Origin of the sequence: Schaalia sp. ORNL0103, from assembly GCF_019429565.1 — a bacterium.
Lineage (GTDB): Bacteria > Actinomycetota > Actinomycetes > Actinomycetales > Actinomycetaceae > Pauljensenia.
The window spans coordinates 1220548-1244484 of record NZ_JAHXSA010000001.1 but is presented as its reverse complement, the minus strand read 5'-3'; the positions used below and the strand labels follow the sequence as shown (position 1 = coordinate 1244484).

Here is a 23937-nt window from a genome sequence, read left to right as displayed (position 1 = left end):
AGTGCTCACCTCTTGCGCAGTCGAACTTCGAAGGCGTCACGCAGGCCGTCGCCGATGAAGTTGAACGACAGGACCAGCAGGATGATGAGGACGCCCGGCGGGTAGAGCAGCCACCAGTTGCCCGAGTAGACGTGCGACTGGCTGTTGGAGAGCATGGCTCCCCAGTCAGTGGCGGGAGGCTGCGCGCCCAGGCCGAGGAACGACAGGTAGGCGACGTAGAGGACGGCGTCTGCGACCTGGAAAGTCGCGTTGACGATGACGGTACCGATCGTGTTACGGACGATGTGCGTCCGGATCGCTCGGGGCATCGAGCCGCCCATGCCGCGCATCGCGACGACGTACTCGCGCGTGCGCAGGGACAGGGCCTCGCCTCGAATCAGTCGGGACGTACCCAGCCAGGACAGGGCCGACATGATGATGATGAGGACCGGGACGGTCGGCGGGATCATCGTGGCGATCAGCATGAAGAGGAACAGGACGGGCACGGACATGAGCGCGTCAACGATGCGCATCATGATTGCGTCGATCCAGCCACCCACGAAGCCGGCGATCGCGCCGTAGAGCGTGCCGATCGTGGTGGCGAAGATGCCGGCGAACAGACCGACGATGATCGAGGTCTGGCCGCCCTTCATGAGGCGTCCGAGCTGGTCGTATCCAACCATGTCGGTGCCGAGTGGATGCTCGGCGGAGGGAGGCAGCGCCGAGTTCGACAGGTCCGTGTGGATCTGGTCGGTCACGTAGAACAGGGGACCGATGAAGGAGAAGGCCATCAGGATGAGGATCAGGCACACGCCGAAGACGGCGAGCTTGTTTTCCATGAAGACCTGCAGGCCCTGCAGCTTCGTCGATTTGCGGGCGGTGCGCGCCTTGGCCGGCGCAGCGATGGGTGCTGTTGCAGTGGTCATTTGGCACGTCCTGCCAGTCGGATACGGGGATCAGCGACGGCGTAGAGGAAGTCTGCCAGGAGCGCGCCGATGACGGTCGCAAAGGAGATAATCAGGGCGACGCCGAGGAGAATCGGGTAGTCGCGCCTGCCGGTCGCCTGGTAGTACAGGTAGCCCATGCCGTTGAAGTTGAAGAGGGTCTCGATGACGAGGGCGCCGCTGAACATCGCGGGGATGTACAGGCCGATCATCGTGATGACGGGGAACATGGCGTTGCGCAGCGTGTGAACGAAGACGACGCGGAACTCCGACAGACCCTTCGCGCGAGCGGTACGCACATACTGCTCGTTGAGGTTATCCACCATCGAGGAGCGCACGTAGCGCGCGTAGGCGGCGATCGTGCCGATCGACAGGGCACACACGGGCAGGACGAGGTGGTCCCACTGCTCCCACATGACCGACAGGGCCTCGCCCTGCGGTGCATCGTTGGGCAGGATCGGCCACACCTGGGAGAAGAGGACGATGAGGAGGAGGCCCGCGAAGAAGATCGGCGTCGAGTAAGCGAGCAGACACGCGATCGTCACGATGTAATCGGGCGCTTTATTTCTCTTGACGGCCTGCCACACGCCCAGGGGGATCGCAACAATGAGAGCCAGGATGGTGGACAGGAGAGACAGGAAGATGGTGCGCGGCAGGCGGGCTGCCAGCAGGTCGTTCACAGACTGGTTGTGCTGGTAGGAGTAGCCGAAGTCGCCGTGCGCAATTTTGGTGACGTAGATTTTGTATTGCTCGAGGATGGGCTTGTCGTAACCGTTTTCGTGGTCGAAGGCCGCGAGCTGTTCTTGGGTCGCATCCTTACCGAGTGCCGCTCGGGCTGCGCCGCCCGGCTGGGACTGGAGGAGGATGAAGGTGATGATGGTGACCAGGAAGACAACGACGACTGCCTGGCCGAGGCGTTTGAGGATGAATTGGAACATTGCGAACTCCACAGTAAGGGGGCAGGCGCCCGCATGTGCGGGTGCGGGCGCCTGCCCCGTGAGGCGTCAAGGCGAAGGCTTACTTACCTTCGGTCGACCACGACCAATCCTCGGGCCAGGTGTCGCCGGTGGCATCGAGTTCGCCCAGGTCGAGCGTCTTCTTCACCGCGGTGATCTGGTAGTACGGGTTGGGCATCCACAGAACGGGGAGGTCCTCCGCGAGGTAGTCGTTGTATGCCTGGAGAGCGTCGGGCTCGGAGGAGCGGGTCGACTCTTCGATGAGCTTGTCGGCCTCGGGGTTGGAGTACTGGCCGAGGTTGACGGGAGCGCCAGTGGCGAAGAGGCGCTCGCCGGAGGCGTAGATCGGGAAGCCCCACGAGGTCTGGGATCCGAAGAAGGACAGGTCCCAGGTGCAGGGGGTCTCGTCGTCACATGCCTGCGAGGCGCCGACCGAGTCGGGAACTTCGTTCATGTCGATCTTGATGCCGAGCTTGCCGAACTGGGAGATGATCTCCTCGAACATCTGGTGCGTGGAGACGAAGCCCGACTGGGAGACGAGCTTGAAGCTCAGCTTGTCGCCGGCCGCGATGCCCTCGCCACACTGGTTGGCGCCGGTGCCGGGGTTCTCGCACGTGCTCTCGCCGTCGGGCACGACCTTCCAGCCGTGGTCCTCAAGGAGCTTCTTGGCGGCATCCGGATCGAACTTGTAGACGCAGCCCTCGGTGGTGCCGACCTTGTCAGCCGCCATGGGGACGGGGCCACAGGTCGGGGAAGCGGTGCCGGACCAGATCTTCTCAGATAGGGTCGGCTGGTCGATGAGCTCCTGCATCGCCTGGCGGATGTACTTCTGGTTGATGAACTTCGAGCCGGGGGCCTGGGGTGCGAAGTTCAGGGCCAGGTAGGTGATGGAGTTGCCGGGCCACAGGAAGACGTTGTAGCCCTTGTCCTCGACGGCCTTGCGCTGGTTGTACTGCGCGGCGGGGATGTAGCCGAAGTCGATGGAGCCCGAACGCACGGAGTTGAACTCGGCGTCGTCACCCGTGAATGCCTTGTAGATCAGCGCGTCGATCTTGGGCTTGTCCTCGCCCCAGTAGTTCTCGTTGGGGACGAGCGTCAGGCCCTGGTCGGGGGTGAATTCCTTGAGCTTCCAGGGGCCGTTCACCGTCTGCCACAGCGGGTTGGTGGCGTAGGAGGACAGGTTCTTCGCCTCGCCCTGCAGGTAGGCAAAGACCTTCTGGGCACCCTCGGGGGTGCGGTCGAGGTCGGAGACGGCCTCGTCGGCGCTGGACTTGTCCCAGGCGTGCTGGGGGAGCAGAGCGACCTTGTTGATCTGGTTGTCAATGAACCAGGCCGGGGCGAACTTGGTCTCGGTGGTGATGGTGAAGGTGTGCTCGTCGACGATCTTCAGGTCGGCACCGTCGGGGAAGAAGCCCTTCTTGTACGAGGCCCACTCGTCCTTGTTGTTGGTGACGAGGTTCCACCAGAACTCAACGTCGCGGGTGGTGACGGGCGTGCCGTCGGACCACTTGGCGTCGTCGCGCAGCTTGATGGTGAAGGTCAGGCCGTCCTCAGAGACCTCGGGAACGGTGCCCAGGGACTTGGGGAGGTTGATCTTGTAGGGGGTATCAGAGGTGGACTTGTAGGCGAAGAGCGGGCGGTACATCGCCTGGATGAACTGGCCGTTCTCGCCCTGCGTGTAGCCCTTTGCGGAGACCGGGAAGATCCAGTTGGGGGTACGCGAGGCCATCGTGACCTCGTTCTTTCCGGTTTCCGAGTTGGCTGCCTGGCCGCCGCCGCTACTGCTGCTGCCGCCACCACAGGCGGACAGGCCCAGGGAGGCGACCATTGCGAGGGCCGCGCCGGTGACCATCCACCGCTTCTTTCTAAGGTTCATGACTGCTCCAAATCAACGTTGATCGGGGACACTGACGGATGACAACCCTGTCAGATGACGTTCATCATATGACAGTTTGTCGGCGAATGTTGCCACTTTGGCCAAAATGTGGAATGTTACGAAAAAATAACAAGATATTTCGGCGAAAGAAGTGTCACACTTTCTTCGGTGGGGCATAATGGATCCTGTTCTCAACGATGAGCGCAGTGTAACGTTGTAGTTACTGCATACGTACCTAGAGGAGGTGTCATGGCCACGCATGATGTCGACGAGACCGTCCTGACGCTGATTGGGTCCGGTCAAGCAGACACCAGGCCCGCGATTGTCAAGCAAACGGGCCTCGCACCATCAACGGTGTCGGCCGCTGTGTCTCGCCTTGTCGAAGCCGGGGTCATCGCGGAAGCGGAACACTCTGTGTCCACGGGCGGGCGGCGCGCGCGCCGCCTCGTCACCTCCGATGGCGCCGGAGCACTCGCCCTCGTCGAGCTGGGAGCCCACCACGGCCTCGTCGCACTGACGGACCCCACCCGCGGAGTCGGGCAGGCCTCGAGCCTCCTCATCGACATCGCGGAAGGCCCCCAGGCGGTGCTCAGTGCCGTCATGGACGAGGTGTCCCGCCAGGAACAAGCTGTCGGCGTGCGGGTCGGTGGCATTGCCCTGGCGGTTCCTGGTCCCGTGGATGCGGAGCGCTCTCGCGTGATCCGCCCCGCCCGCATGCCCGGGTGGGACGGCATCAACGTCGCCGAGGCCATCACCGAGCAGTGCGGCCTGCCCGCCCTCATCGAAAATGACGCGCGCGCGGGAGCCATCGGCGAATCCGTCTACCGGCGTCGTCTCCACGGCGTGACCCCCATCGACACGCTTATCTACGTCAAGGCTGGCTCCGCCATCGGCGGCGCCTACCTCGTCGATGGCGTGCCGCAGGTGGGGCAGGGTGGACTGGCCGGGGACATCTCGCACATCCCCGTCGAGGCCGCCGCGGGCCGCCCCTGCAAGTGCGGCAACGTCGGATGCCTCGAAACGATCGCGTCCGCCGACTCGATCCGAGCAGACCTGGCCGCCTCAGGCCTCGTTTATGAGAACAACGCACAGCTTCTGGCTGCCGCACGCGACGGTATCCCCGAAGTTGCGACGGCCATCCGCCAGGCAGGCACCCTCCTGGGCCACTGCGTCGCCCACCTCGTGTCCTTCCTGGCTCCCGAGGGAGTCATCGTCGGTGGAGCACTCTCCGCCGTCGATGCCTTCACCGCCGGAGTGCGCGCCGCACTCCACCAATCCTGCCTCCCCTCGATCATGGAACACCTCGTGATCGAATCGTCTCGATCAGGGCGCGAAGCGGCGCTCTGGGGGCTCTCGACACTCACCCCCTCGAAGATCTCAAAGGAGAATCGCTCATGACCAAGCCCCGCATCGCGGTTGCCGGCATCCACATCGAATCCTCGACGTTCACCCCCTACATCTCGACCGCCGACGACTTCATCGTCACCCGCGGCGAGGAACTGATGGACCGCTTCTACTGGCGCGATGAGGACTGGGCCACCCAGATCGAGTGGATCCCGGTCCTGCACTCGCGTGCCCTGCCCGGCGGCGTCGTCGAGCGTGGTGCCTACGACGCCTGGAAGGCTGAGATCCTCGAGGGCCTCGCGGCTGCGGGTCCCCTCGACGGCCTCTTCTTCGACATCCACGGCGCCATGAGCGTCCAGGGCATGGACGACGCCGAGGGTGACCTCATTAACGCCATCCGCGGCGTCATCGGCCCCGAGCCCATGGTCAGCGCCTCGATGGACCTGCACGGAAACGTCTCCCAGGACCTCTTCGATGGCTGCGACATCCTCACCTGCTACCGACTCGCACCCCACGAGGATGCCCTTGAGTCGCGCCGTCGCGCCGCCTACAACCTGGGCATGCGCCTCCTGAACGGCCAGCCCAAGCCCGTCAAGGCCCTCGTCCACGTGCCCGTGCTGCTGCCGGGCGAGAAGACCTCGACCCGCATCGAACCCGCCAAGTCCCTGTACAAGATGATTGACCCCATCGAAGCGATGGACGGCATCCTGGACGCCGCGATCTGGATCGGCTTCGCGTGGGCCGACCAGCCGCGCTGCAAGGGTGCGGTCGTCGTCACGGGCGACGACGCGGAGCTCGTCAAGGAGCAGGCCGAGCGCATCGGCCAGTACTTCTGGGATGTGCACGACCGTTTCGAGTTCGTGGCCCCCGTTGCCTCCATGGAAGAGTGCCTGGCAGCCGCTGAGGAGGGCCCCAAGCCCTTCTTCATCTCCGACTCCGGCGACAACCCGGGTGCCGGCGGTGCCGACGATGTGACGGTCGCGCTCGCGGCCCTGCTCGCGTGGAAGCCCGTCCAGGAGGCCACGCTCGACGTCATCTACGCCTCGATCATCGATCCCGCCGCGGCCGCCATCGCGTGGGAGGCTGGCGTCGGCGCCGAGGTCGACCTCGAGGTCGGCGGGCACATCGACACCCGCGAGCCCGGAACGCTGAACGTCCACGCCACGGTCGAGGCCCTCGCCGACGACCCGATGGGCGGCCATACCGCGCTGCTGCGCACGGGCGGCCTGCGCTTCATCATCACGACGAACCGCAACCAGTACACGATGTACAGCCAGTTCGAGCTGCTCGGCGTGGATATCACCACCGCTGACGTCGTCGTCGTCAAGATCGGTTACCTGGAGCCCGACCTGTACGAGACCCAGAAGGGCTGGCTCATGGCGCTGACCCCCGGTGGCGTCGATCAGGACCTCATCCGCCTCGGTCACCACAAGATTGAGCGCCCGATGTTCCCCTTCGATCCGGATATGGCAGATCCTGATCTGCATGCTCAGGTCGTCGTACCATGAGCGCCGTCAAGCATTCCGAGGGCCCGGTATTTGCGGGCATTGACATCGGCGGCACATCCATCAAGTGGATGATCGTTGATGAGGCGGGCGCGATCCTCACCCAGGGAAACGAGCCGACCAACCGCGAGGCCGTGGCCGAGCAGGTGGGACGAATCGGCGCGCGACTCGCGAGCGACTATCCGGGACTGGTCGGTTTCGGCCTGATCTGCCCGGGCCTCGTCGATGAGGAAAGCGGGACCGTCGTGTATGCGGCGAACCTCGAGCTGCGCGGTGTCCAGCTGGCACGCGCGGTCGAGGACGCCACGGGTGTGCCCGCCGCACTCATGCACGATGGGCGCGCCGCTGGCCTGGCTGAGGGCCTCCTCGGCGCGGGCCGAGGGGCTTCCTCCTTCCTCATGATGCCCATCGGTACCGGCATCTCCGTGGCTCTCATGCTCGGGGACAACCTGTGGAGTGGCGCAACGTTCAGCGCCGGCGAAGTCGGGCACGCGCCCGTATTCCCCGGTGGGGAGTCCTGCCGCTGCGGGTCGCGCGGGTGCCTGGAGGTCTACGCTTCGGCGAAGGGCATCGCGAGGCGCTACGAGCAGGCGACCGGCGAGGACATCGGTGCGAAGGCTGTCGAGGCCGGTATCGGTACCGACCCGGTCGCGACCGAGGTGTGGAACACCGCGGTTCGTGCACTCGCGCTATCCCTCACCCACATGACGCTCACCGTCGACGTCGAGCGCATCATCATCGGCGGCGGCCTGTCGCACGCGGGCGAGAACCTGCTGGCGCCGCTGCGCGAGGAATTCGCTTCGATGCTGACATTCCGTGACGCTCCCGAGATCGTCCGTGCTTCCCTCGGGGGTGCGGGCGGTCGCTGGGGTGCTGCGATCCTGGCCGCCCGCGTGGGCGGCTCGACGTGCTACGAGAGGTGGCAGCCGTGACGACTGTAGAAATTTGTGTGGAAGATGCCGTGGGTGTGCGCCGCGCGCGCGACGGGGGAGCGGATCGTATCGAGATCTGCACCGACCTGTCGTGCGGCGGCCTAACCCCCGCATTCGACGAGGTGGCCGCCGCCCTCGAGGTGGCGCCCGCTGGGGGCGTTCAGGTGCTCGTGCGCCCGCGCCCCGGGGACTTCGTGCATACGCGCGAAGAGGTCGACCGCATCGCCTCCGATATCGTGACGCTCTCCTCGATTGGTCGTGGAGCACCGGTGCGCCTCGGCTTCGTCGTCGGAGTCATCACGCGTGACGGGCAGATCGACGTGAATGCGGCTGCGCGCCTGCGGGACACGGCCGAGGACGCGCCGCTGACCTTCCACCGTGGATTTGACCAGGTCGTGGATCAGGATCGCGGCCTCGACGTCCTCATGGAACTTGGGTATGACCGCGTGCTGACGACGGGTGGGGATCCGGCCGTCGCACAGCCGGACGCCCTCGCTCGCCTCGTCGAGCGCGGGGGAGACGACATCATCATCCTGGTGTCGGGTGGCCTGCGCGCTCATAACGTCGCCGAGGTCGTGGCTGCCTCGGGAGCACGAGAGGTCCACATGCGCGCCCCCGGAACCTCGGGAACCGATCAGGCGGAGGTCGAGCGAATCGTCGCTGCCCTGCACGGATAGCCCAGCTCACACGTTTTCGAAAAATCTTCATCGATTCGTCTGACAAATCGACGTCAGCAGTGTAAGGTTAAACACATGAGAATTGGAATTTTCAACGACGAAGATCAGATCGCATCCCTCGCAGCGGACCGCATCCTCGAGGTGTACCGCGCTAAGCCGAACTTCGTGCTCGGCCTGGCCACCGGCTCCTCGCCGCTGAAGCTCTACGCAGAGCTCGTGCGCCGCTACGAGGCCGGTCAGATCTCCTTTGCCCAGGTTCGTTCCTACAACCTCGACGAGTACGTGGGCCTGCCCCGCGACCACTACGAGGGTTACGCGAACTTCATCCACCGCAACCTCGTCGACCTCGTCGACATGCCCGAGGGTGCGGCACACGGCCCCGACGGCTGGTGCGATGACCTCGAGGCCGGCGCTGCCGCCTACGACGAGGCCATCAAGGCCGACGGCGGCATCGACATTCAGGTCCTCGGCATCGGCTCTGATGGCCACATCGGCTTCAATGAGCCCGGCGGCACCCTCGCGTCGCGCACCCACGTGGGCGTCCTGACCGAGCAGACCCGCCGCGACAATGCCCGCTTCTTCGATGGCGACATCGACCAGGTCCCCACGCACTGCGTGACCCAGGGCCTGGGCACGATCATGGACTCGCGCGCCCACATCTTCATCGCCACGGGTGAAGGCAAGGCCGACGCGGTCAAGGCCATGATCGAGGGCGGCGTCACCCAGCGCTGGCCCGCGTCCATCCTCCAGCACCACCCCGACGTCACCGTGCTCCTCGACGAGGCCGCTGCCTCCAAGCTCGAGCTCGCAGACTTCTACAAGGAGGTCTGGGAGAAGGAACACCTGTGAGATAGGTTCCCCACCCGACTTCGCCCCGGCCTCGTCAATGCGAGGCCGGGGCCTTATTGTGAGCGTCGCTTCTTCGCTCCCGGCGCACGCGTGCCACCCGTTGGAAGGACCCCCAGGCACGTACAATGGACCCCATGCGTAATGCCCTCGACGAACCCACCGGCCCCTCCGCGCCCTCCGGTCCCTCCACCGCGTCCTCGACCGGTCTGCTGGAGCGTACCGAGACCCGCAAGGAGCGCACCGGCGGGGACGGCGACCGCTTCGCCCACTTCGTGCGCAAGGACAAGGCGAACTCGTCCATGGTGACGGGACAGCCCGTCGTTGCCCTGTGCGGCAAGGTGTGGATCCCCACCCGCGATGCCTCGCAGTACCCGGTGTGCCCCACCTGCAAGGAACTGCGCGACTCGATGGGAAAGAACGGGCGTAACTGGCCCTTCTCCGACGGTGGAAAGGGCTCCGACAAGTGAGCGAGACGACCCGGCGCGCACCCGTTGGCAGGCTGCGCGCCTGGCAGGCCGCTGCCCTGGATCGCTACATGGCGGCCTCCCCGCGCGACTTCCTGGCGGTCGCAACGCCGGGCGCAGGTAAGACGACCTTCGCCCTGACGCTTGCGACCGAGCTGATCGCCCGCGGCATCGTCGACAAGCTCACCGTCGTGTGCCCGACCGAGCACCTCAAGGGACAGTGGGCCTCGAGCGCCGCGCGCTTCGGTATCCACATCGACCCCGACTTTACGAACTCGCAGGGCGTTGCCGGCTCACACTTCGACGGCGTGGCCGTCACCTACGCGCAGATTGGCTCCAACCCGGCCGTTCATGCGGCGCGCACCCGCGCCTACCGGACCCTCGTCATCCTCGATGAGATCCACCACGCCGGCGACTCCCTGTCGTGGGGTGACGGCGTGCGCGAGGCCTTCACGGACGCGACGCGTCGCCTGGCGCTGACGGGTACGCCCTTCCGCTCCGACACCTCTCCGATCCCCTTCGTCACCTACGAGGAGGACGAGGAGGGCATCCGACGCTCGCGCGCCGACTACACGTACGGCTACGGCGACGCCCTCAAGGACGGCGTCGTGCGTCCCGTCCTGTTCATGTCCTACTCGGGGCAGATGGCCTGGCGCACCAGCGCGGGTGACGAAGTGAGCGCCCGCCTGGGTGAGCCCCTCACCAAGGACATGATGAAGCAGGCTTGGCGCACCGCGCTGGATCCGAAGGGTGAGTGGATCCCCGCCGTCCTGCGCGCCGCCGACCTGCGCCTCGAAGAGGTGCGTCGCGCCGTGCCCGACGCGGGCGGCCTCGTCATCGCCTCCAACCAGGAGCACGCGCGTGCCTACGCCCGCCACCTGCGTCTCATCACCGGCAAGGCCCCAACGATCGTCCTGTCCGACGACGCGGACGCCTCCGACCGCATCTCCGAGTTCGCCGACTCCACCGACAAGTGGATGGTCGCCGTGCGCATGGTGTCCGAGGGCGTCGACGTGCCCCGCCTCGCGGTCGGCGTCTACGCGACCAACGCCTCCACGCCGCTGTTCTTCGCTCAGGCCATCGGCCGCTACGTGCGAGCCCGTCGTCGTGGCGAGACGGCCACCGTCTTCATCCCCTCCGTCGTGCCCCTGCTGACCCTCGCCGGCGGCATGGAGGTCGAGCGCGACCATGCGCTGGACCGCCCCAAGCGCGACGAGGCCAGCGAAGACGACATGTGGAATCCCGAGGACGCCCTCGTCGCGGCCGCAAACCGCGAGGAGAAAGCTTCCTCCGACTTGCTCTCCCAATTTGAGGTCCTGGGTGCGGACGCAGAGTTTGACGGCGTCCTCTTCGACGGTGCCGCGTGGGGCGCGGGCGCCGAGGTTGGCTCCGAGGAAGAGCAGGAATACCTGGGTATTCCCGGCCTGCTGGATGCCGATCAGGTGACGACTCTGCTGCGTGCCCGCCAGGCCGACCAGGTTGCCGCGCAGAAGAAGACCCGCGCCGCGCAGAAGATGCGCGAAGAAAACGCCGGAATCCCCGCCCACAAGCTGCGTGCCGCCAAGCGCAAGGAGCTTCAGCACCTGGTCTCCACGTGGTCGCGCCGCTCCGGTGAGACCCACGCGACCATCCATTCGCGTCTGCGTTCGCGCTGCGGTGGCCCCGAGGTCGCCCAGGCGACGACCGAGCAGATCGAGGCCCGCATCGCCCTGCTGCGCGAGTGGTTTGTTGGCCGCCACTGACGCGCACTCCCGCAGCGATGTCCGCGCCCTGATGCATAACGAGCCCCGGCCTCGTCCCTCCGTGAACTGCGCCCCGAAACTTGGACGCGTTTAATGGTAGCCGTTATGCGGCTTCCCGTAGGGCCTGATCCCGGTATTCTGCCGGGGTCAGGCCCTTGAGCTTTACTTGGCGTCTTACTGTGTTCCAGTGTGTGATGTAGGCGTCGAGGTCGGCTTTGAAGCTCTCGAAGGTTGGCCAGTCTTGGCCGCGAAAGAACTCGTCCTTGATGTGTCCGAAGACCTGCTCAGTGGCGCCGTTGTCGATGCAGTTGCCTTTGCGTGACATGCTCTGGATGAAACCGTTATCAGCAAGCGTGCTGATGTAGGCCTCGTGCTGGTACTGCCATCCCATGTCCGAGTGCAAGATCGGCTCGACCCCTGCGGGCTTGGCATCCATGAGTATCTGGAGCATCTCTTGTTGCTGGGCGAGGTTGGGGCACAGAGAGATGGAGTAGGCGACAATCTCTTTGCTGGCAAAGTCGTAGACCGGAGCGAGGTAGGCCTTACCGAAGGAGAGCTTGAACTCGGTGACATCGGTACCCAATTTCTGCCAAGGGCCATCGGCTGTGAAGTCGCGGCCGATGATGTTCTTGAAGCTTTGCCCCACGTCCCCCTTGTAGGAGTTGTACCTGTGATAGGCCCTCTCGCGGCGTATGCCGCAGCGCAGCCCCATCTCGCGCATCATCTTCAAGACCGTCTTATCGGCGATGCGCTCTCCTGCCTCAGCGCGTAGGCACATGGCGATCTGCCTGTGACCGCACCCGTTGGGGGTTCGTGAAAAGATCTGGGCGACCTTGGGACGTAGCTGCGCCCGGGTCACGCCCTTGGGGTGAGCCAGCGCGTAGTAGTAGCTCGACCTGGCAAGACCGGCGGCCTTGAGGAGATCACCCACCGCGTGTCCGCGCCCTGAAAGCTGCGCGACCACTAGGGCTTTGTCCCGGTTTGGGAGCGCCTCTGCGCCTTCAGGGCAATCGATTTTTTTAGGTACGCCACCTGCGCCTCGAGCTTGCGCACGCGCTCGGCGAGTTCCTCCTCACGCGTTGGTGGCACCGCCCGCACCGACCCCTTCGGCCTGCCCTTGGGCTTGGGCTTGAGCGCCTGCGCGCCGCCCTCGCGGTACAGCCTGCACCACTGCTTCAACGGTGTCGCGCTCGCAATACCGAAACGCACCATCGCCTCAGGTTTACTCATCCCACCGTCAACCACGGCCCTCGCTGCGGCGACCTTGGTCTCATAGTCGTATTTGGCCCGCTTTACTCCCATGGCAAGAAGCCCGCCCCTCCCGATCACGCGGTACATCTTCTGCCACTCTCTCACAGTCTCGGCAGACACACCAAGCCTCCTGGCGGTCAAACCATAGCCACGTCCCCTCTCAAACATCTCCACCGCCTGCTCCCGAAGCAAACGATCATGCCTCAACCCCAGATCCACAGACATGAAAAGCCTCCCATTCCCTGGACTTCAATTTCGATGTCCAAGAAACGGGAGGCAGTTCACCGAGTGTGAAGGACGAGGCCGGGGCTTCGTTGAGTGAGAGGTGAGGGTCAGTCGACCTGCTCGTAGCGTGTGGGGATCGCGACCTCGCCCTCGGACAGGCGCCACGCCTGGTAGGGAAGCTCGTTGCGGGTGCGCAGGTGGCGCTCCTGGGCGCGGGACAGCGCCTCGGGGCCCCAGGCTTCGGCGTCGATCTGACCGCCGCGGACCAGCTGGACCTGCAGCGGGCGGGCGCCGCGCTCGGCCAGCAGAGCCTGGCCCTCCTCGAAGGACGTGCCGACGAGCAGGAGTTCCTCGGTCGCGTAGCCGTCCTCGCCCATGACGCGGCCGGCAACCTTGCGTCCGCCGACCGTGGACTTCGACTCGGCCTTCTTGGCCACCGACACGATCTGGCCGTTGCTATCCTCGCGCTGGACGACCTTGTAGACCAGGGCGGCCGTCGGGACGCCCGAGCCCGTCACGAGCTTGGTCCCCACGCCGTAGGAGTCCACGGGGGCCGCGCCCAGGGCGGCGATCGCGTACTCGTCCAGGTCGGAGGTCACCGTGATCTTCGTGGTGGTCGCGCCCATCGCGTCGAGCTGGCCGCGCACCTTGAACGCCTCAGCGACGAGGTCGCCGGAGTCCAGGCGCACCGCGCCCAGCTCGCCGCCGGCAGCGCGCGCGGCCTCGACAGCGTTGATGACGCCCTGCCTGATGTCGTAGGTGTCCACGAGCAGGGTCGTGCCCGCGCCCAGCTTGGCGACCTGAGAGTCGAAGGCGTCGCGTTCGCTGTCGTGCAGGAGCGTGAACGCGTGGGCGGCCGTGCCGATGCAGCGGATCCCATAGCGCTTGGCAGCCTCGAGGTCGGAGGTGCCCTGGAAACCGCCGATGATGGCGGCGCGGGCGGCGGAGACCGCTGCGCGCTCGTGGGCACGGCGAGCACCCATGTCCATGCAGGGACGGCCGTGGGCGGCGATCGTCATACGCGAGGCGGCGGAAGCCACCGCGCAATCGTGGTTGAGGATCGACAGGAGCAGCGTCTCTAGGAGCGTGCAGTCCGCGAATGTACCCTCAACCGTCAGCAGGGGAGAGCCGGGGAAGTAGCACTCGCCCTCGGCGTAGCCCCAGATGTCGCCCGTGAAACGCCACGAGGCGAGGAACTGGGCGGCCTCCTCGGAGATGATCCCCTGGTCGCGCAACCAATCGATCTGTTCAGCGTCGAACTCGAAGCGTTCCAAGGCCTCGAGAATGCGACCGGTGCCGGCGACAACGCCGAAGCGTCGCGTGGCGGGCAGGCGGCGCCCAAACAGCTCAAACGTGCAGCGACGATGCGCGGTGCCATCCTTCAGGGCGGCGTCGAGCATCGTGAGCTCGTACATGTCAGTCAGCAATGAAGTGGATGTCGATGCAGGCATACTGTGAGCCTACCCTGAGAAGCGTGTCACCGGGGTGCGAATTTCCTTCCCTGATACTCAAATACGTCTTAGTGTTGACGTATGACAACGATCTTCCAACCCGCGTCCCGCACGCACGAGGCACCCACTGGGGTGCCGCGTTGGCGTGCCGTCGTGTGGGACGATCCTGTCAACCTCATGAGCTACGTGAGCGCTGTTTTTCGCCAGTATTTTGGCTATTCAAGCGCCCGTGCTGAGGAGCTCATGATGGCCGTTCATACGCGCGGGCGTGCCACCGTTTCCACGGGCGTGCGCGAACGCATCGAGGCGGATGTCATGGCCATGCACTCCTACGGTCTACGCGCCACCATCGAAGAAGACCGGGACTGAAGATATGGAAGGCTTCGCTCTTCGAGACGGTGTCTACGCCTCGTCGATGAGCGACGGCGAGGCGCTCCTCCTGCGCCAGTTGGCGACGGAGGTTCTCGTCGTCTTGGATGATCCCGGTGAGTACGCCGCGACCTCGTCCATGGTGAACGCCGCCACCGAGACCGAACAGCGACGAGACGAACCCCGCGAACGCACCCTGCGTATGCTGCTGCCCTCGATGAGTGAGGATGACGAAGAGGCTGGCCGCCTGCGCGCCCTGACCGAGGATTCTCTGCGCACCGATAAGTCCGTCCGTTTGCGCGCCATCGTTGGCGATCTTGACCACATCGTCCACGGCGAGAGTGACACCCTCAGGATCCAGCCCGAGGCCGTGTGGTCCTGGCTGGGCGCTCTCAATGACATCAGGCTCGGCTTAGCCGGTGAGCTGGGCCTATCGGATCAACAAGATGCGCAGCGCATCGAAGAATTGGCGCTCAGTGAGCCGACGGGGGAGCGCTCGCAAACCGTCGCCGCCATCTATATGCTCATCACATGGTGGCAGGACTCACTCCTAGAAGCCGTCAATAATTCCCAGTAGCGCATAAGGTCGAGACATGAACAACGCCCCGATCGGAATTTTCGACTCGGGCCTAGGTGGGCTGACGGTGGCGCGCGCAGTCATCGACAAGCTGCCCGACGAAGAGATCATCTACCTGGGCGACACCGAGCACACGCCTTACGGCCCGCGCGCGATTGCGCAGGTTCGCTCGCTGACGCTGTCCGCCCTCGACGAGCTGGCCTCGCGCGGCGTGAAGGCGCTCGTCATCGCCTGCAACACGGCGACGGCCGCCGCGCTCGCGGATGCTCGGGAACGCTACTGGATCGATGCCGGCATCCCCGTCATCGAGGTCATCACCCCGGCGGCACGCCAGAGCGTTATCGCCACGCGTAACCGCCACGTGGGCGTCATCGGTACGAAGGCCACCATCCAGTCTGAGGCGTACCTGCGCGCGCTCGCAGCCGTCCCCGGGCTGACGGTCAGCCAGCAGGCCTGCCCCGCTTTCGTTGACTTCGTCGAGGCCGGGGTGACCACGGGCGAGGAGATCGAGGCCGTGGCGCGCGAGTATCTGACGCCGCTGAAGGAAGCGGGTGTGGATACGCTGATCCTGGGGTGCACGCACTACCCGCTGCTCACCGGTGTAATCGGCCGAATTATGGGCGAGGGAGTCACGCTCGTAACCTCCTCGGAGGCGACCGCGAACGTCACCTATAACGAGCTCGTGGACCGCGGGCTCCTTCACGATCCGTGGCCCGCTGGTGAGGGGCCGCAGCACCAGTTCCTGGCCACGGGCGCTTCCGACGCGTTCCCGCGCCTGGCTCGTCGTTTCCTTGGCCCCGAGGTGGGGTCCGTTGCCCGCGTGAACACCGGCGGTGGTATCGCGTGAAGCTGACTGTCATCGGCGCTACCGGTTCGATGTCTGGCCCGGAGTCGCCGGCCTCGTCCTACCTTGTTCAGGCCCGAGGCCTGGACCCTCGATCGGGGGAGGAGCGGACCTTCTCGCTCGTGTGCGACATGGGTCCCGGTTCCTTCGGGGCGCTGTGGGCGCACGTGTGCCCATGCGAGCTTGATGCTCTCGCGCTGTCCCATTGCCACGCCGACCACATGGGCGACATCATTTCCCTGCAGGTCTACCGCAAGTGGGGTCCGGGAGCTGCTGCATCCGCGCTGCCCCTGTACGGTCCCGCCGAGACGATGCGTCGCGTGCGCCAGATCGAAGACGCCCCGGACGACGAGGCATACGAGGTTGAATTCGCCTTCACCCGCATGCAGCTGGGCGAGGCCTACCAGGTGGGCCCCATGACGATCCGCCCCTACCGCGCCCTGCACCCGGTCGAGGCTTTTGGCCTGCGCATCGAGGGCCCCTCCGAGGAGGATCCTGAGCGCCTGGTGTCCCTGTTCTACACGGGGGACACCGACCTGTGCGACACGATCATCGAGGGCGCGCGCGGTGTCGACGTGCTCCTCAGTGAGGTCGGCTTCACGAGCGACGAGACTGAGCCCGACATGCACATGGACGGCGTGCGTGCGGGCGAGGTCGCCAGGCGAGCCGGAGTGGGCCGCATGATCGCGACCCACATCCAGCCGTGGACGCCTCGCGACCGGGTGGCCGCCGAGGTGCGACAGACCTGGTCTGGTCCCCTCGACTTCGCGACCTCCGGGATGCAGGTGAGCCTCTGAGCCATCCCTCGCCCCGCCGGTGGGTGAGGCGAGGCGGTTCCTTGGTCAGTCGCTAGACGTCGAGTACGAGGCGTTGTGGCGCTTCCACTCCGCCAAGTATGTGGCCACGCGCGCCGGGCCTGACGCCTCGGACCATCCGTGATTCTTGTGACGCAGCAGGATCTTGCGAGTGCCCAGCGACGGCAGCGGCGTGATGCGCATGCCCTCCGTGTGGGCCCCGGCCAGCGCCATGGCCGGCAGGATCGTCGAGCCCGTGCGGGCACGCACGAGGGCGCGGGCGGCCTCGTACGTCGTGTACAGGTGGGGCGCCCAGCGTGTGTCCGGGAAGGCCTTCGTAATACGGCGCATGACGTGGTCGCCGCTGGTGCCCGGATTGACGCGCAGCCAGGTGAGGTCCGCAAGGTCTTCGATCGAGCCGATCGGGGGAGCGGAGTCCGGTGTGACGAGCATCCAGGGTTCGTCGAGGAAGGGAACGTCCGTGTATCCGCGAGGGGCCAGGCCTGGGTCCTCGTCTCGTTCGATGACGAGGATGTCGTAGTGGCCGGTGCGCAGCGCGGCCATGCCCGGGGTCTCTTCTGTTTCCTCGATGCGCAGGTCGACGCCGGGCAGGGCGTCCGCGAGGTCGGGGAGCGCGGGGATGAGGGTGGATCGGCAAATAGTCAGGAACGCCCCAATGGTGACCGTTCCCGTCACCTGGCCGGTGAGGGGACGCAGCGCCTTGAGAGCTTCCTCGATATCGGCGTTGATGCGTTCGCCGGCCTCGGCGACGATCGTGCCCGCCGGGGTGAGAATCGCGCCGGACGTGGTGCGCTCGACGAGCTTGAGGCCGACTTCCTCCTCAAGTTTCTGGATCTGCTGGGACACCGCCGAGGGTGAGACCATGAGGATGTCGGCGGCGGCAACGATGCCGCCTTCACGCGCGACGGACAGAAGGAAAGGCAGGCGGCGGGGGTCGATATCCACGCGAACTCCTTCGTTAAGTGAAACTGTAAGATAACTATAGAACCATTCAATTGTGCTTGACTAGCGGAAGGTGCATCATATGAGTCATGACGATCTCATCTCTTGTAATTCCGGTCCTCGGTTGGCTGGGTGCGGGCGCCTCTATCGCCGCCTACTACCTGGTTTCCTCCAAGCGCTTCGCTCCCGACTCCCTGCGCTACCACTCTCTCAATGTCTCCAGCTGCATTCTGCTGGCCCTCGCATGTGCATCCACCGGCGCGTGGCCGTCCTTCCTGACGAACGCCATCTTCATCGGTGTCGGCTGCACCATGATCTGGCGCGTGCGCGACCGCCTCGCGCGCCGCATCATGCAGGTCGTTCGCTTCTTCGACGTGCGCCGCTTCCTGCCGCGTCGTGCGCGCCTGGCGCGAGCTCGCTGACTCTTCGCTGAATTGGGGAGGTGAGGGGGCAGGCCGTGGGCCTGCCCCCTCACCGTATCCACCGGCTGATTAATTAAGCGAAGCGACCCTCTTCGGTCAAGAATTTGCCAAGCTGTACCAAGGGAAAGTCCGTAAGAAACACTTCATAGAAAAATAAGAAAATATCGATGGAAAACACGGACTTTGAGGCGCACTATGTCAGTATGACGCGGTGACAGATCCATCGCACTGTACTCAAAGAGGAGCACACAATGTCTCGTTTCGTCGCATCACTCCTTCATCGCCTCGCCCATCACCGCAGGTGGCGCCAACAGCGCAACCCCCTGCAGTTCTCGATGGACCGCCCCATCTTCGGCAACCTCGTCGCCCGTTGATGGCGCGCCTGCGGGCGCAACACACAAGTGCCGGACACCCTCGGGTGCCCGGCACATTTGTGTCCGCGGTCCTTCTCAGCCGCGCAGGTACTCCACGATGTGAGGCATGAGGGCGCGGAAGGCGATGCCGCGGTGGCTGATCGCGTTCTTCTGTTCCGCACTCATCTGAGCGGTCGTAACCTCGAAGCCCTCGGGGACAAAGATCGGGTCGTAGCCGAACCCGCCGTCGCCGCGAGGGGAACGCGTCAAGGTGCCGCGCACCTCGCCGCGCTCGACGAACTCGCGACCGTCCGGGGTCACGAGGACAGCGGCCGACACGAAGGCCGCGCCACGGTGGCGGTCGGGCACATCGGAGAGCTGATCGATAAGCAGGCGTAGATTCGCCGCATCATCACCGTGGGAGCCGGCCCAGCGCGCAGAGAAGATGCCGGGCGCCCCGCCCAGAACGTCCACCGTGATACCGGAGTCGTCGGCGATGGCAGCCAGGCCGGTGGCGCGAGCCAGCGCGTGGGCCTTGATGAGGGAGTTCTCCTCGAAGGTCACACCGTCCTCGACCGGCGAAGCCACGTCGAAATCGCTCATGCGCGCCACGCAGCCGGCCTCGAAGCCCTCCCATGCGGGGGCCAGGATGGCCTCGAGCTCGCTGACCTTGTGCGCGTTGGAGGTCGCGAAGACCAGACGCGCGCTCACGGACGCACCTCGACGCGCTCCATGAGGGGAGCCTCGAGCGCCAGCTTCTGTGCCTCCGCGAGCCGGGCGTTACCCAGGGTTGCCAGGTCCAGCAGCTCGCCCAGTTCATCGCGGTTGAAGGGGGCGTGCTCGGCGGTGCCCTGCACCTCGATGAAACGGCCATCGCCCGTCTGGACGACGTTCATGTCGGTCTCGGCGCGCACGTCCTCAACGTAGGGCAGGTCCAGCATCGGGGTGCCGTCGATGACGCCCACGGAGATCGCGGAGATCGAGTCGGTGAGGACCTTGGCGGAGGGCTTGAGGATGCCCTGCTCCTTCGCCCAGCTCACGGCGTCGGCGAGGGCCACGTAGGCGCCCGTGATCGCCGCGGTGCGGGTGCCGCCGTCGGCTCGCAGCACGTCGCAGTCCAGAACGATCGTGTTCTCGCCGAGCGCGGAGACGTCGACGATGCCGCGCAGGGAGCGGCCGATGAGGCGCGAGATCTCCTGCGTGCGGCCGCCCACCTTGCCCTTGACGGACTCACGTGAGGAGCGCTGCTCGGTCGCACGCGGGAGCATCGAGTACTCGCCGGTGACCCAGCCTTCGCCGGAGTCGCGCTTCCAACGCGGCACACCTTCGGTGAAAGACGCAACACACAGGACGCGGGTGTTGCCGAACTCGATGAGGACGGAACCCTCACCGGTGCCCGACCAACCGCGGGTAATGGAGACGGGACGGAGCTGGGAGGGGGTGCGCCCATCGGCGCGCAGGGGAGTATTTGTCATAGTGCCTAGGGTAGCCCACCGCGTTACCGTGGAGTTATGAGTCTTGATCTACCTCTCGTCCGCGGTCACGTCGACCCGGCCGTCGCGCTGCGCGAATCCGTGGCTCCCGTCGCCCTGGTGCGCGCCGGTGAGGCCGATGTCATTCTCGTGGACGGCGCCGGCTTCGTTCTCGTTGACGAGGTTGAGACATCCTCCTCGGGAGCCCCTGTCCTGCGGCGCCTGAGTGGGGACGAGGCCGTGCGTGCTACCGAGGGAGGGACGGCCTCGTTCATCGGGGTCGTGCAGGGACGCTCCGTCGTCGCGATCGAGACGAGTCGGGACGAGGCCCGGGGCCGCTGGGAGCACCTGCGCGCGGTCGGGTGGCAGCTTGACGGTGACGACGCGGCCCTGGCGCTGACTGCGCTCGCGCTTGCGGGCTGGCACGCCAACTACCGATTCTGCCCGCGCTGTGGGGCGCCCGTGCAGCTGGTGTCCGGCGGATGGGCCGCGCGATGCGAGACGTGCGATCGGCTTGAATACCCGCGCCAGGACCCGGCAATCATCGTCATCGTCGAGGATCATGACGGGCGCGTTCTCCTGGCGCACAACGCCCTGTGGCGGCCCGGCTTCGTGTCGATCATCGCCGGCTATGTCGAGGCCGGGGAGTCCCCGGACGTCACGGTTGCCCGCGAGGTCGCCGAGGAGGTGGGCGTCGAGATTGAGACGCCTACCTACGTCGCGACGCAGCCGTGGCCCTTCGGGCGTTCGCAGATGATGGGCTACCGGGCTCGCACGGCCTCGCCGCGCCCCACCCCGCAGGCGGATGGCGTGGAGATCGAGTGGGCGCGCTTCTACAGTCGCGACGAGCTGACGCGTGCGCTGGAATCCGGGGAGATTAGCGCCCCCGGTCGTGCCTCGATCGCCTACGCGCTGCTGCGGGAGTGGTACGGCGAGGAGCTGCCGAGCGGCCCGGACGGTGCGGGACGCAACTGAGCGTGGGCGATGGAACAATGGGGACCATGAACCCCGAGGAACTGCTGGAGGCACTGGACCCCGATCAGCGCGCCGTCGCCACGCAGGTGGCGGGCCCGCTCGCCGTCCTGGCGGGCGCGGGCACCGGCAAGACCCGCGCGATCACGTACCGTATCGCGTACGGGTCGGCCGTCGGCGCCTTCGACCCGTCCAACGTGCTCGCCGTGACCTTCACGCAGCGTGCGGCCTTCGAAATGCGCCACCGCCTGGCCCAGCTGGGTGTTCCCAAGGCTCAGGCGCGCACCTTCCACTCCGCCGCGCTGCGCCAGCTGCGCCACTTCTGGCCCACCGTCGTGGGTGGTCCGCTGCCTGACGTCATCCCGCACAAGGCGTCCCTCGTTGCGGCCTCCGCCGCGCGCCTGGGGATCACAATTGATCGCACGAACGTGCGCGACATCGCGGCCGAGGTCGAATGGGCGAAGGTGTCGATGATCGACGCTGCGCACTACGCCTCGCGCGTGGCTCGCCTGCGCCGCGACGTGCCCGCCGGGCTGGACGCGGGCGACATGGCGCGCCTCCTCGACGTCTACGAGGACGCGAAGAACGAACGCGGCGTCATCGACTTTGAGGACATCCTCATCTACCTGTGTGGCATGCTCCAGGAACGCGCGGATGTTGCCTCGATCGTGCGCAAGCAGTACCGCTCCTTCGTGGTTGATGAGTTCCAGGACGTCAACCTCCTCCAGGCTCGCCTGCTCGACCTGTGGCTGGGTGGGCGCCACGACGTGTGCGTCGTCGGCGACGTCGCGCAGACGATCTACTCCTTCACGGGCGCGTCCCCGGACTACCTGACCGGTTTCGGACGCAAGCACCCGGGCGCACGTATCGTCGAGCTGACACGCGACTACCGCTCGACCCCGCAGATCGTGAGCTTGGCGAACGACGTCCTGGCGCGCTCGAGCCAGCGCGAGGGCACGGTGCGCCTGTCCAGTCAACGTGACGGCGGCGCCCAGGTCACCTACCGCACCTACGATGACGATCGGGCCGAGGCCGAGGGCGTTGCAGCCTCGATCGCGGACCTCATCGCGGGCGGTATGGCGCCTCACTCGATCGCAGTCCTCATGCGTACGAACGGCCAGTCCCAGGCCTTCGAAGAGGCCCTGGGGGCGCGCGGAATTCCCGTCGCCGTCGCCGGGGGAAAGCCCTTCTTTGCGCGTGACGACGTGCGTACCGCAATCTCGCGCCTGCGGGCAGCGGCGGCGGCCGCCACCGACGACGGGAGCGTGGGCGAGATCGTCCGCGACGTCCTCTCAGGCGTCGGCTGGGCACCCGAGGCGCCCTCCGGTCAGGCGGGATCCGAGCGCTGGTCCAACATGAACGCGATCGTCGGCTGGGCGGACGACAGCAAGGCGGAGACGCTTGCCGCCTTTGTGGCGGAGCTCGACGAACGAGTCGCCTACCAGGTCGAACCGGATAAAGCAGGCGTCGAGCTGGCCACGATCCACGCCGCTAAGGGCCTCGAATGGGACGCCGTCTTCCTCGTCGGCGTCGCCGAAGGTCTCCTGCCGATCTCGTACGCAAAGACCACAGCCGCACGCGAGGAGGAACGCCGCTTGCTGTACGTGGCCGTCACCCGTGCCCGCGACCTGCTGACCCTGTCGTGGGCGCGCTCGCGGGGCGCGGATGGGCGCGGCAAGCGCAAGCGCAGTCGCCTGCTCGACGGTATCTGGCCCGAAGACGCGCGAGTGGGCGCGCCGAAGAAGAAGGCGCGTGCCTCCACGCGCGCCCTCAACCAGGCCTTCGAGGAGGAGGCCTCGCCCCAGGCGATCGAGCTCTTCGGGCGCCTCAAGGCGTGGCGTCTCGAGGTCTCGCGTCAGGCGGGCGTGCCGCCGTTCGCCGTGTTTACCGATCAGACCCTGCGAGACATTGCCCAGGCCATGCCAAAGAACACGACGCAGCTGCGCGTTATCCGTGGCATCGGTGACGTGAAGGTGCAACGCTTTGCCGCCCCGGTGCTCGCACTGGTGCGCGGCGAAGAGGTCATCGTCGACGAAGGGGCCTGAGCTAGCAGGCGACGCCGTCGATGCCGCAGACGCATTCGTGGGCGCCGATCGCGCGTTCGACGGTGATGGTTCCGTCCTCGTCGACCGTGGCGATCTCGGCGCACAGGTGCGGGGTGAGTGCCCCTGAGGCGAAGTCGCGCAGCAGGCGGGCAATCCGCAGGGCGGACGCGAAGTGTGCCAGCTGGGGGAGTGGCCCGAGTGGCCACTGGGCGAGTTCTCGCAGGTGGGTGAGGTGGTAGGGGTCCTGCTCGGCTCGCGCGTGCTCGATGCAGTGGAAGCATGGCGTGGAGCCGGGAATGACGAACGGCCCAATCTCGTAGGAGTGCTCTCCGCGCGTGATGAGCAGGTGGGGTGTGTCTGCGGCCATCAGCTCGAAGGGGATGCCGGGGTCCTGCGCCCGATCCGCCGACACGAGGGCGACGTCCGGCGCGTCCTGGGCGTGCAGGTCGGGCAGCGGGATCAGTGAGGAGAGTTCTCGGCGCACCGCACGCGAGCGTGGCGTGCCCGTGTAGGCGCCGCCGAACACATGATCCCAGTCGCCGTCCACCAGGGTGGGCGCGTCGATGCGGAGCCGCAGTGCGAGGGTGTCGACCAGCGAACGGAGAGCGAGGACAGCGGCGGGGGCCGCGCCGAGAACACCTACGGATAGGAGTGGGCGTCGGTCGGGGTGCTCCACGAGGTCCGCCGCGGCCAGCGCAGCGAGGAGGTCGGGAGATGCCTCGGGAGAGTCTGAAGCGTGAATGGGCCTGGCTTGGCTGGCGAGCCAGAGCTGGTCGCTTGCGTGTAGGTCGTCGAGGCGCACGTGTCGGGCGCGGTCGCCACCAATTTGGACGCTACCTGGACCACGCCACAGGATCGCCGTGTGATGCATCAGGTTCATGATTGTCTCCTTCAGTTTGTGACTGTTAGAGACATGATGAACCTATGCGTG

Annotated in this window: 25 protein-coding genes; 15 read left to right on the top strand and 10 right to left on the bottom strand. The window is 66.1% G+C overall.

The features are described from left to right. Positions 1-5: 5 nt before the first annotated feature. From JJJ16_RS05490 to JJJ16_RS05480, 3 genes are all read right to left on the bottom strand, one after another. Positions 6-905, bottom strand: coding sequence for an ABC transporter permease (locus JJJ16_RS05490; RefSeq protein WP_101602131.1), 900 nt, complete (start codon positions 903-905; stop codon positions 6-8). Beyond that, the gene (locus tag JJJ16_RS05485; protein ID WP_219751671.1) at positions 902-1861 is read right to left on the bottom strand and encodes an ABC transporter permease; all 960 of its coding nucleotides are present in this window, start codon (positions 1859-1861) and stop codon (positions 902-904) included. The genes JJJ16_RS05490 and JJJ16_RS05485 overlap by 4 nt, the downstream gene beginning before the upstream one ends. Positions 1862-1940: 79 nt before the next feature. Beyond that, a complete protein-coding gene (locus JJJ16_RS05480; RefSeq protein ID WP_219751670.1) occupies positions 1941-3755 on the bottom strand; it encodes a peptide ABC transporter substrate-binding protein in 1815 nt (604 codons plus the stop codon). A 249-nt stretch (positions 3756-4004) separates the two neighbouring features. Here JJJ16_RS05480 and JJJ16_RS05475 point away from each other — a divergent pair, with 249 nt between their 5' ends. From JJJ16_RS05475 to JJJ16_RS05445, 7 genes are all read left to right on the top strand, one after another. Beyond that, complete coding sequence (locus JJJ16_RS05475; RefSeq protein ID WP_219751669.1) at positions 4005-5153, top strand: ROK family transcriptional regulator; 1149 nt, start codon at positions 4005-4007, stop codon at positions 5151-5153. Next, positions 5150-6607, top strand: coding sequence for a M81 family metallopeptidase (locus tag JJJ16_RS05470; RefSeq protein WP_219751668.1), 1458 nt, complete (start codon positions 5150-5152; stop codon positions 6605-6607). Before JJJ16_RS05475 ends, JJJ16_RS05470 begins: the two co-directional genes overlap by 4 nt. Further along, positions 6604-7536 carry an ROK family protein gene (locus JJJ16_RS05465; RefSeq protein ID WP_219751667.1) on the top strand — a complete coding sequence of 311 codons (933 nt, stop codon included), beginning with the start codon at positions 6604-6606 and terminating at the stop codon, positions 7534-7536. Before JJJ16_RS05470 ends, JJJ16_RS05465 begins: the two co-directional genes overlap by 4 nt. Next, positions 7533-8213, top strand: coding sequence for a copper homeostasis protein CutC (locus JJJ16_RS05460; RefSeq protein ID WP_219751666.1), 681 nt, complete (start codon positions 7533-7535; stop codon positions 8211-8213). Before JJJ16_RS05465 ends, JJJ16_RS05460 begins: the two co-directional genes overlap by 4 nt. Positions 8214-8288: 75 nt before the next feature. Then, complete coding sequence (nagB, locus tag JJJ16_RS05455; RefSeq protein ID WP_007590223.1) at positions 8289-9062, top strand: glucosamine-6-phosphate deaminase; 774 nt, start codon at positions 8289-8291, stop codon at positions 9060-9062. Between the two features lie 134 nt (positions 9063-9196). Continuing rightward, positions 9197-9529, top strand: coding sequence for a DUF3039 domain-containing protein (locus tag JJJ16_RS05450; protein ID WP_034464295.1), 333 nt, complete (start codon positions 9197-9199; stop codon positions 9527-9529). After that, positions 9526-11268: a DEAD/DEAH box helicase gene (locus JJJ16_RS05445; protein ID WP_219751665.1), complete on the top strand. Its 1743-nt coding sequence runs from the start codon at positions 9526-9528 to the stop codon at positions 11266-11268. Before JJJ16_RS05450 ends, JJJ16_RS05445 begins: the two co-directional genes overlap by 4 nt. Before the next feature lie 103 nt (positions 11269-11371). On the opposite strand, the gene JJJ16_RS05440 is transcribed toward JJJ16_RS05445, so the two are convergent. From JJJ16_RS05440 to JJJ16_RS05430, 3 genes are all read right to left on the bottom strand, one after another. Further along, positions 11372-12199, bottom strand: coding sequence for an IS3 family transposase (locus JJJ16_RS05440; protein WP_318836528.1), 828 nt, complete (start codon positions 12197-12199; stop codon positions 11372-11374). 32 nt (positions 12200-12231) lie between these two features. Further along, the gene (locus JJJ16_RS05435; RefSeq protein ID WP_219751664.1) at positions 12232-12744 is read right to left on the bottom strand and encodes a helix-turn-helix domain-containing protein; all 513 of its coding nucleotides are present in this window, start codon (positions 12742-12744) and stop codon (positions 12232-12234) included. A 107-nt stretch (positions 12745-12851) separates the two neighbouring features. Further along, positions 12852-14195, bottom strand: a complete 1344-nt coding sequence (locus tag JJJ16_RS05430) for a nicotinate phosphoribosyltransferase (protein ID WP_219751663.1) — start codon at positions 14193-14195, stop codon at positions 12852-12854. 81 nt (positions 14196-14276) lie between these two features. Between JJJ16_RS05430 and clpS the strand changes: the two genes are divergently transcribed. Genes clpS through JJJ16_RS05410 form a run of 4 tightly spaced genes read left to right on the top strand, consistent with a single transcriptional unit; the run spans position 14277 to position 16782 of the window. Further along, positions 14277-14564: an ATP-dependent Clp protease adapter ClpS gene (gene clpS / locus JJJ16_RS05425; protein WP_219751662.1), complete on the top strand. Its 288-nt coding sequence runs from the start codon at positions 14277-14279 to the stop codon at positions 14562-14564. Positions 14565-14568: 4 nt separating this feature from the next. Continuing rightward, positions 14569-15141: a DUF2017 family protein gene (locus JJJ16_RS05420; protein WP_219751661.1), complete on the top strand. Its 573-nt coding sequence runs from the start codon at positions 14569-14571 to the stop codon at positions 15139-15141. Between the two features lie 16 nt (positions 15142-15157). Next, the gene (gene murI, locus JJJ16_RS05415) at positions 15158-15988 is read left to right on the top strand and encodes a glutamate racemase (protein WP_219751660.1); all 831 of its coding nucleotides are present in this window, start codon (positions 15158-15160) and stop codon (positions 15986-15988) included. Beyond that, entirely contained in the window at positions 15985-16782 is a 798-nt protein-coding gene (locus JJJ16_RS05410) for an MBL fold metallo-hydrolase (RefSeq protein WP_219751659.1), read from the top strand. The genes murI and JJJ16_RS05410 overlap by 4 nt, the downstream gene beginning before the upstream one ends. A 45-nt stretch (positions 16783-16827) precedes the next feature. Here the strand turns inward: JJJ16_RS05410 and JJJ16_RS05405 are convergent, their stop codons facing one another. After that, positions 16828-17745, bottom strand: a complete 918-nt coding sequence (locus JJJ16_RS05405; protein ID WP_219751658.1) for a LysR family transcriptional regulator — start codon at positions 17743-17745, stop codon at positions 16828-16830. An 86-nt stretch (positions 17746-17831) separates the two neighbouring features. Here JJJ16_RS05405 and JJJ16_RS05400 point away from each other — a divergent pair, with 86 nt between their 5' ends. Both JJJ16_RS05400 and JJJ16_RS10245 read left to right on the top strand, forming a co-directional pair. After that, positions 17832-18164: a CBU_0592 family membrane protein gene (locus JJJ16_RS05400; RefSeq protein ID WP_034464201.1), complete on the top strand. Its 333-nt coding sequence runs from the start codon at positions 17832-17834 to the stop codon at positions 18162-18164. Positions 18165-18415: 251 nt separating this feature from the next. Next, positions 18416-18538, top strand: coding sequence for a hypothetical protein (locus JJJ16_RS10245; protein ID WP_256323451.1), 123 nt, complete (start codon positions 18416-18418; stop codon positions 18536-18538). Between the two features lie 75 nt (positions 18539-18613). Here JJJ16_RS10245 and rdgB read toward each other — a convergent pair whose 3' ends face one another. Both rdgB and rph read right to left on the bottom strand, forming a co-directional pair. Further along, positions 18614-19228, bottom strand: coding sequence for an RdgB/HAM1 family non-canonical purine NTP pyrophosphatase (gene rdgB, locus JJJ16_RS05395; protein ID WP_219751657.1), 615 nt, complete (start codon positions 19226-19228; stop codon positions 18614-18616). Continuing rightward, complete coding sequence (gene rph, locus JJJ16_RS05390; RefSeq protein ID WP_219751656.1) at positions 19225-19992, bottom strand: ribonuclease PH; 768 nt, start codon at positions 19990-19992, stop codon at positions 19225-19227. The genes rdgB and rph overlap by 4 nt, the downstream gene beginning before the upstream one ends. A gap of 36 nt (positions 19993-20028) precedes the next feature. On the opposite strand from rph, the gene nudC reads away from it, so the two are divergent. Then, the gene (nudC, locus tag JJJ16_RS05385) at positions 20029-20964 is read left to right on the top strand and encodes an NAD(+) diphosphatase (RefSeq protein ID WP_219751655.1); all 936 of its coding nucleotides are present in this window, start codon (positions 20029-20031) and stop codon (positions 20962-20964) included. A gap of 26 nt (positions 20965-20990) precedes the next feature. Then, positions 20991-23006: an ATP-dependent DNA helicase UvrD2 gene (locus tag JJJ16_RS05380; protein ID WP_219751654.1), complete on the top strand. Its 2016-nt coding sequence runs from the start codon at positions 20991-20993 to the stop codon at positions 23004-23006. A 1-nt stretch (position 23007) separates the two neighbouring features. Here the strand turns inward: JJJ16_RS05380 and JJJ16_RS05375 are convergent, their stop codons facing one another. Further along, positions 23008-23886, bottom strand: a complete 879-nt coding sequence (locus JJJ16_RS05375; RefSeq protein ID WP_219751653.1) for a hypothetical protein — start codon at positions 23884-23886, stop codon at positions 23008-23010. Positions 23887-23937 lie beyond the last annotated feature (51 nt).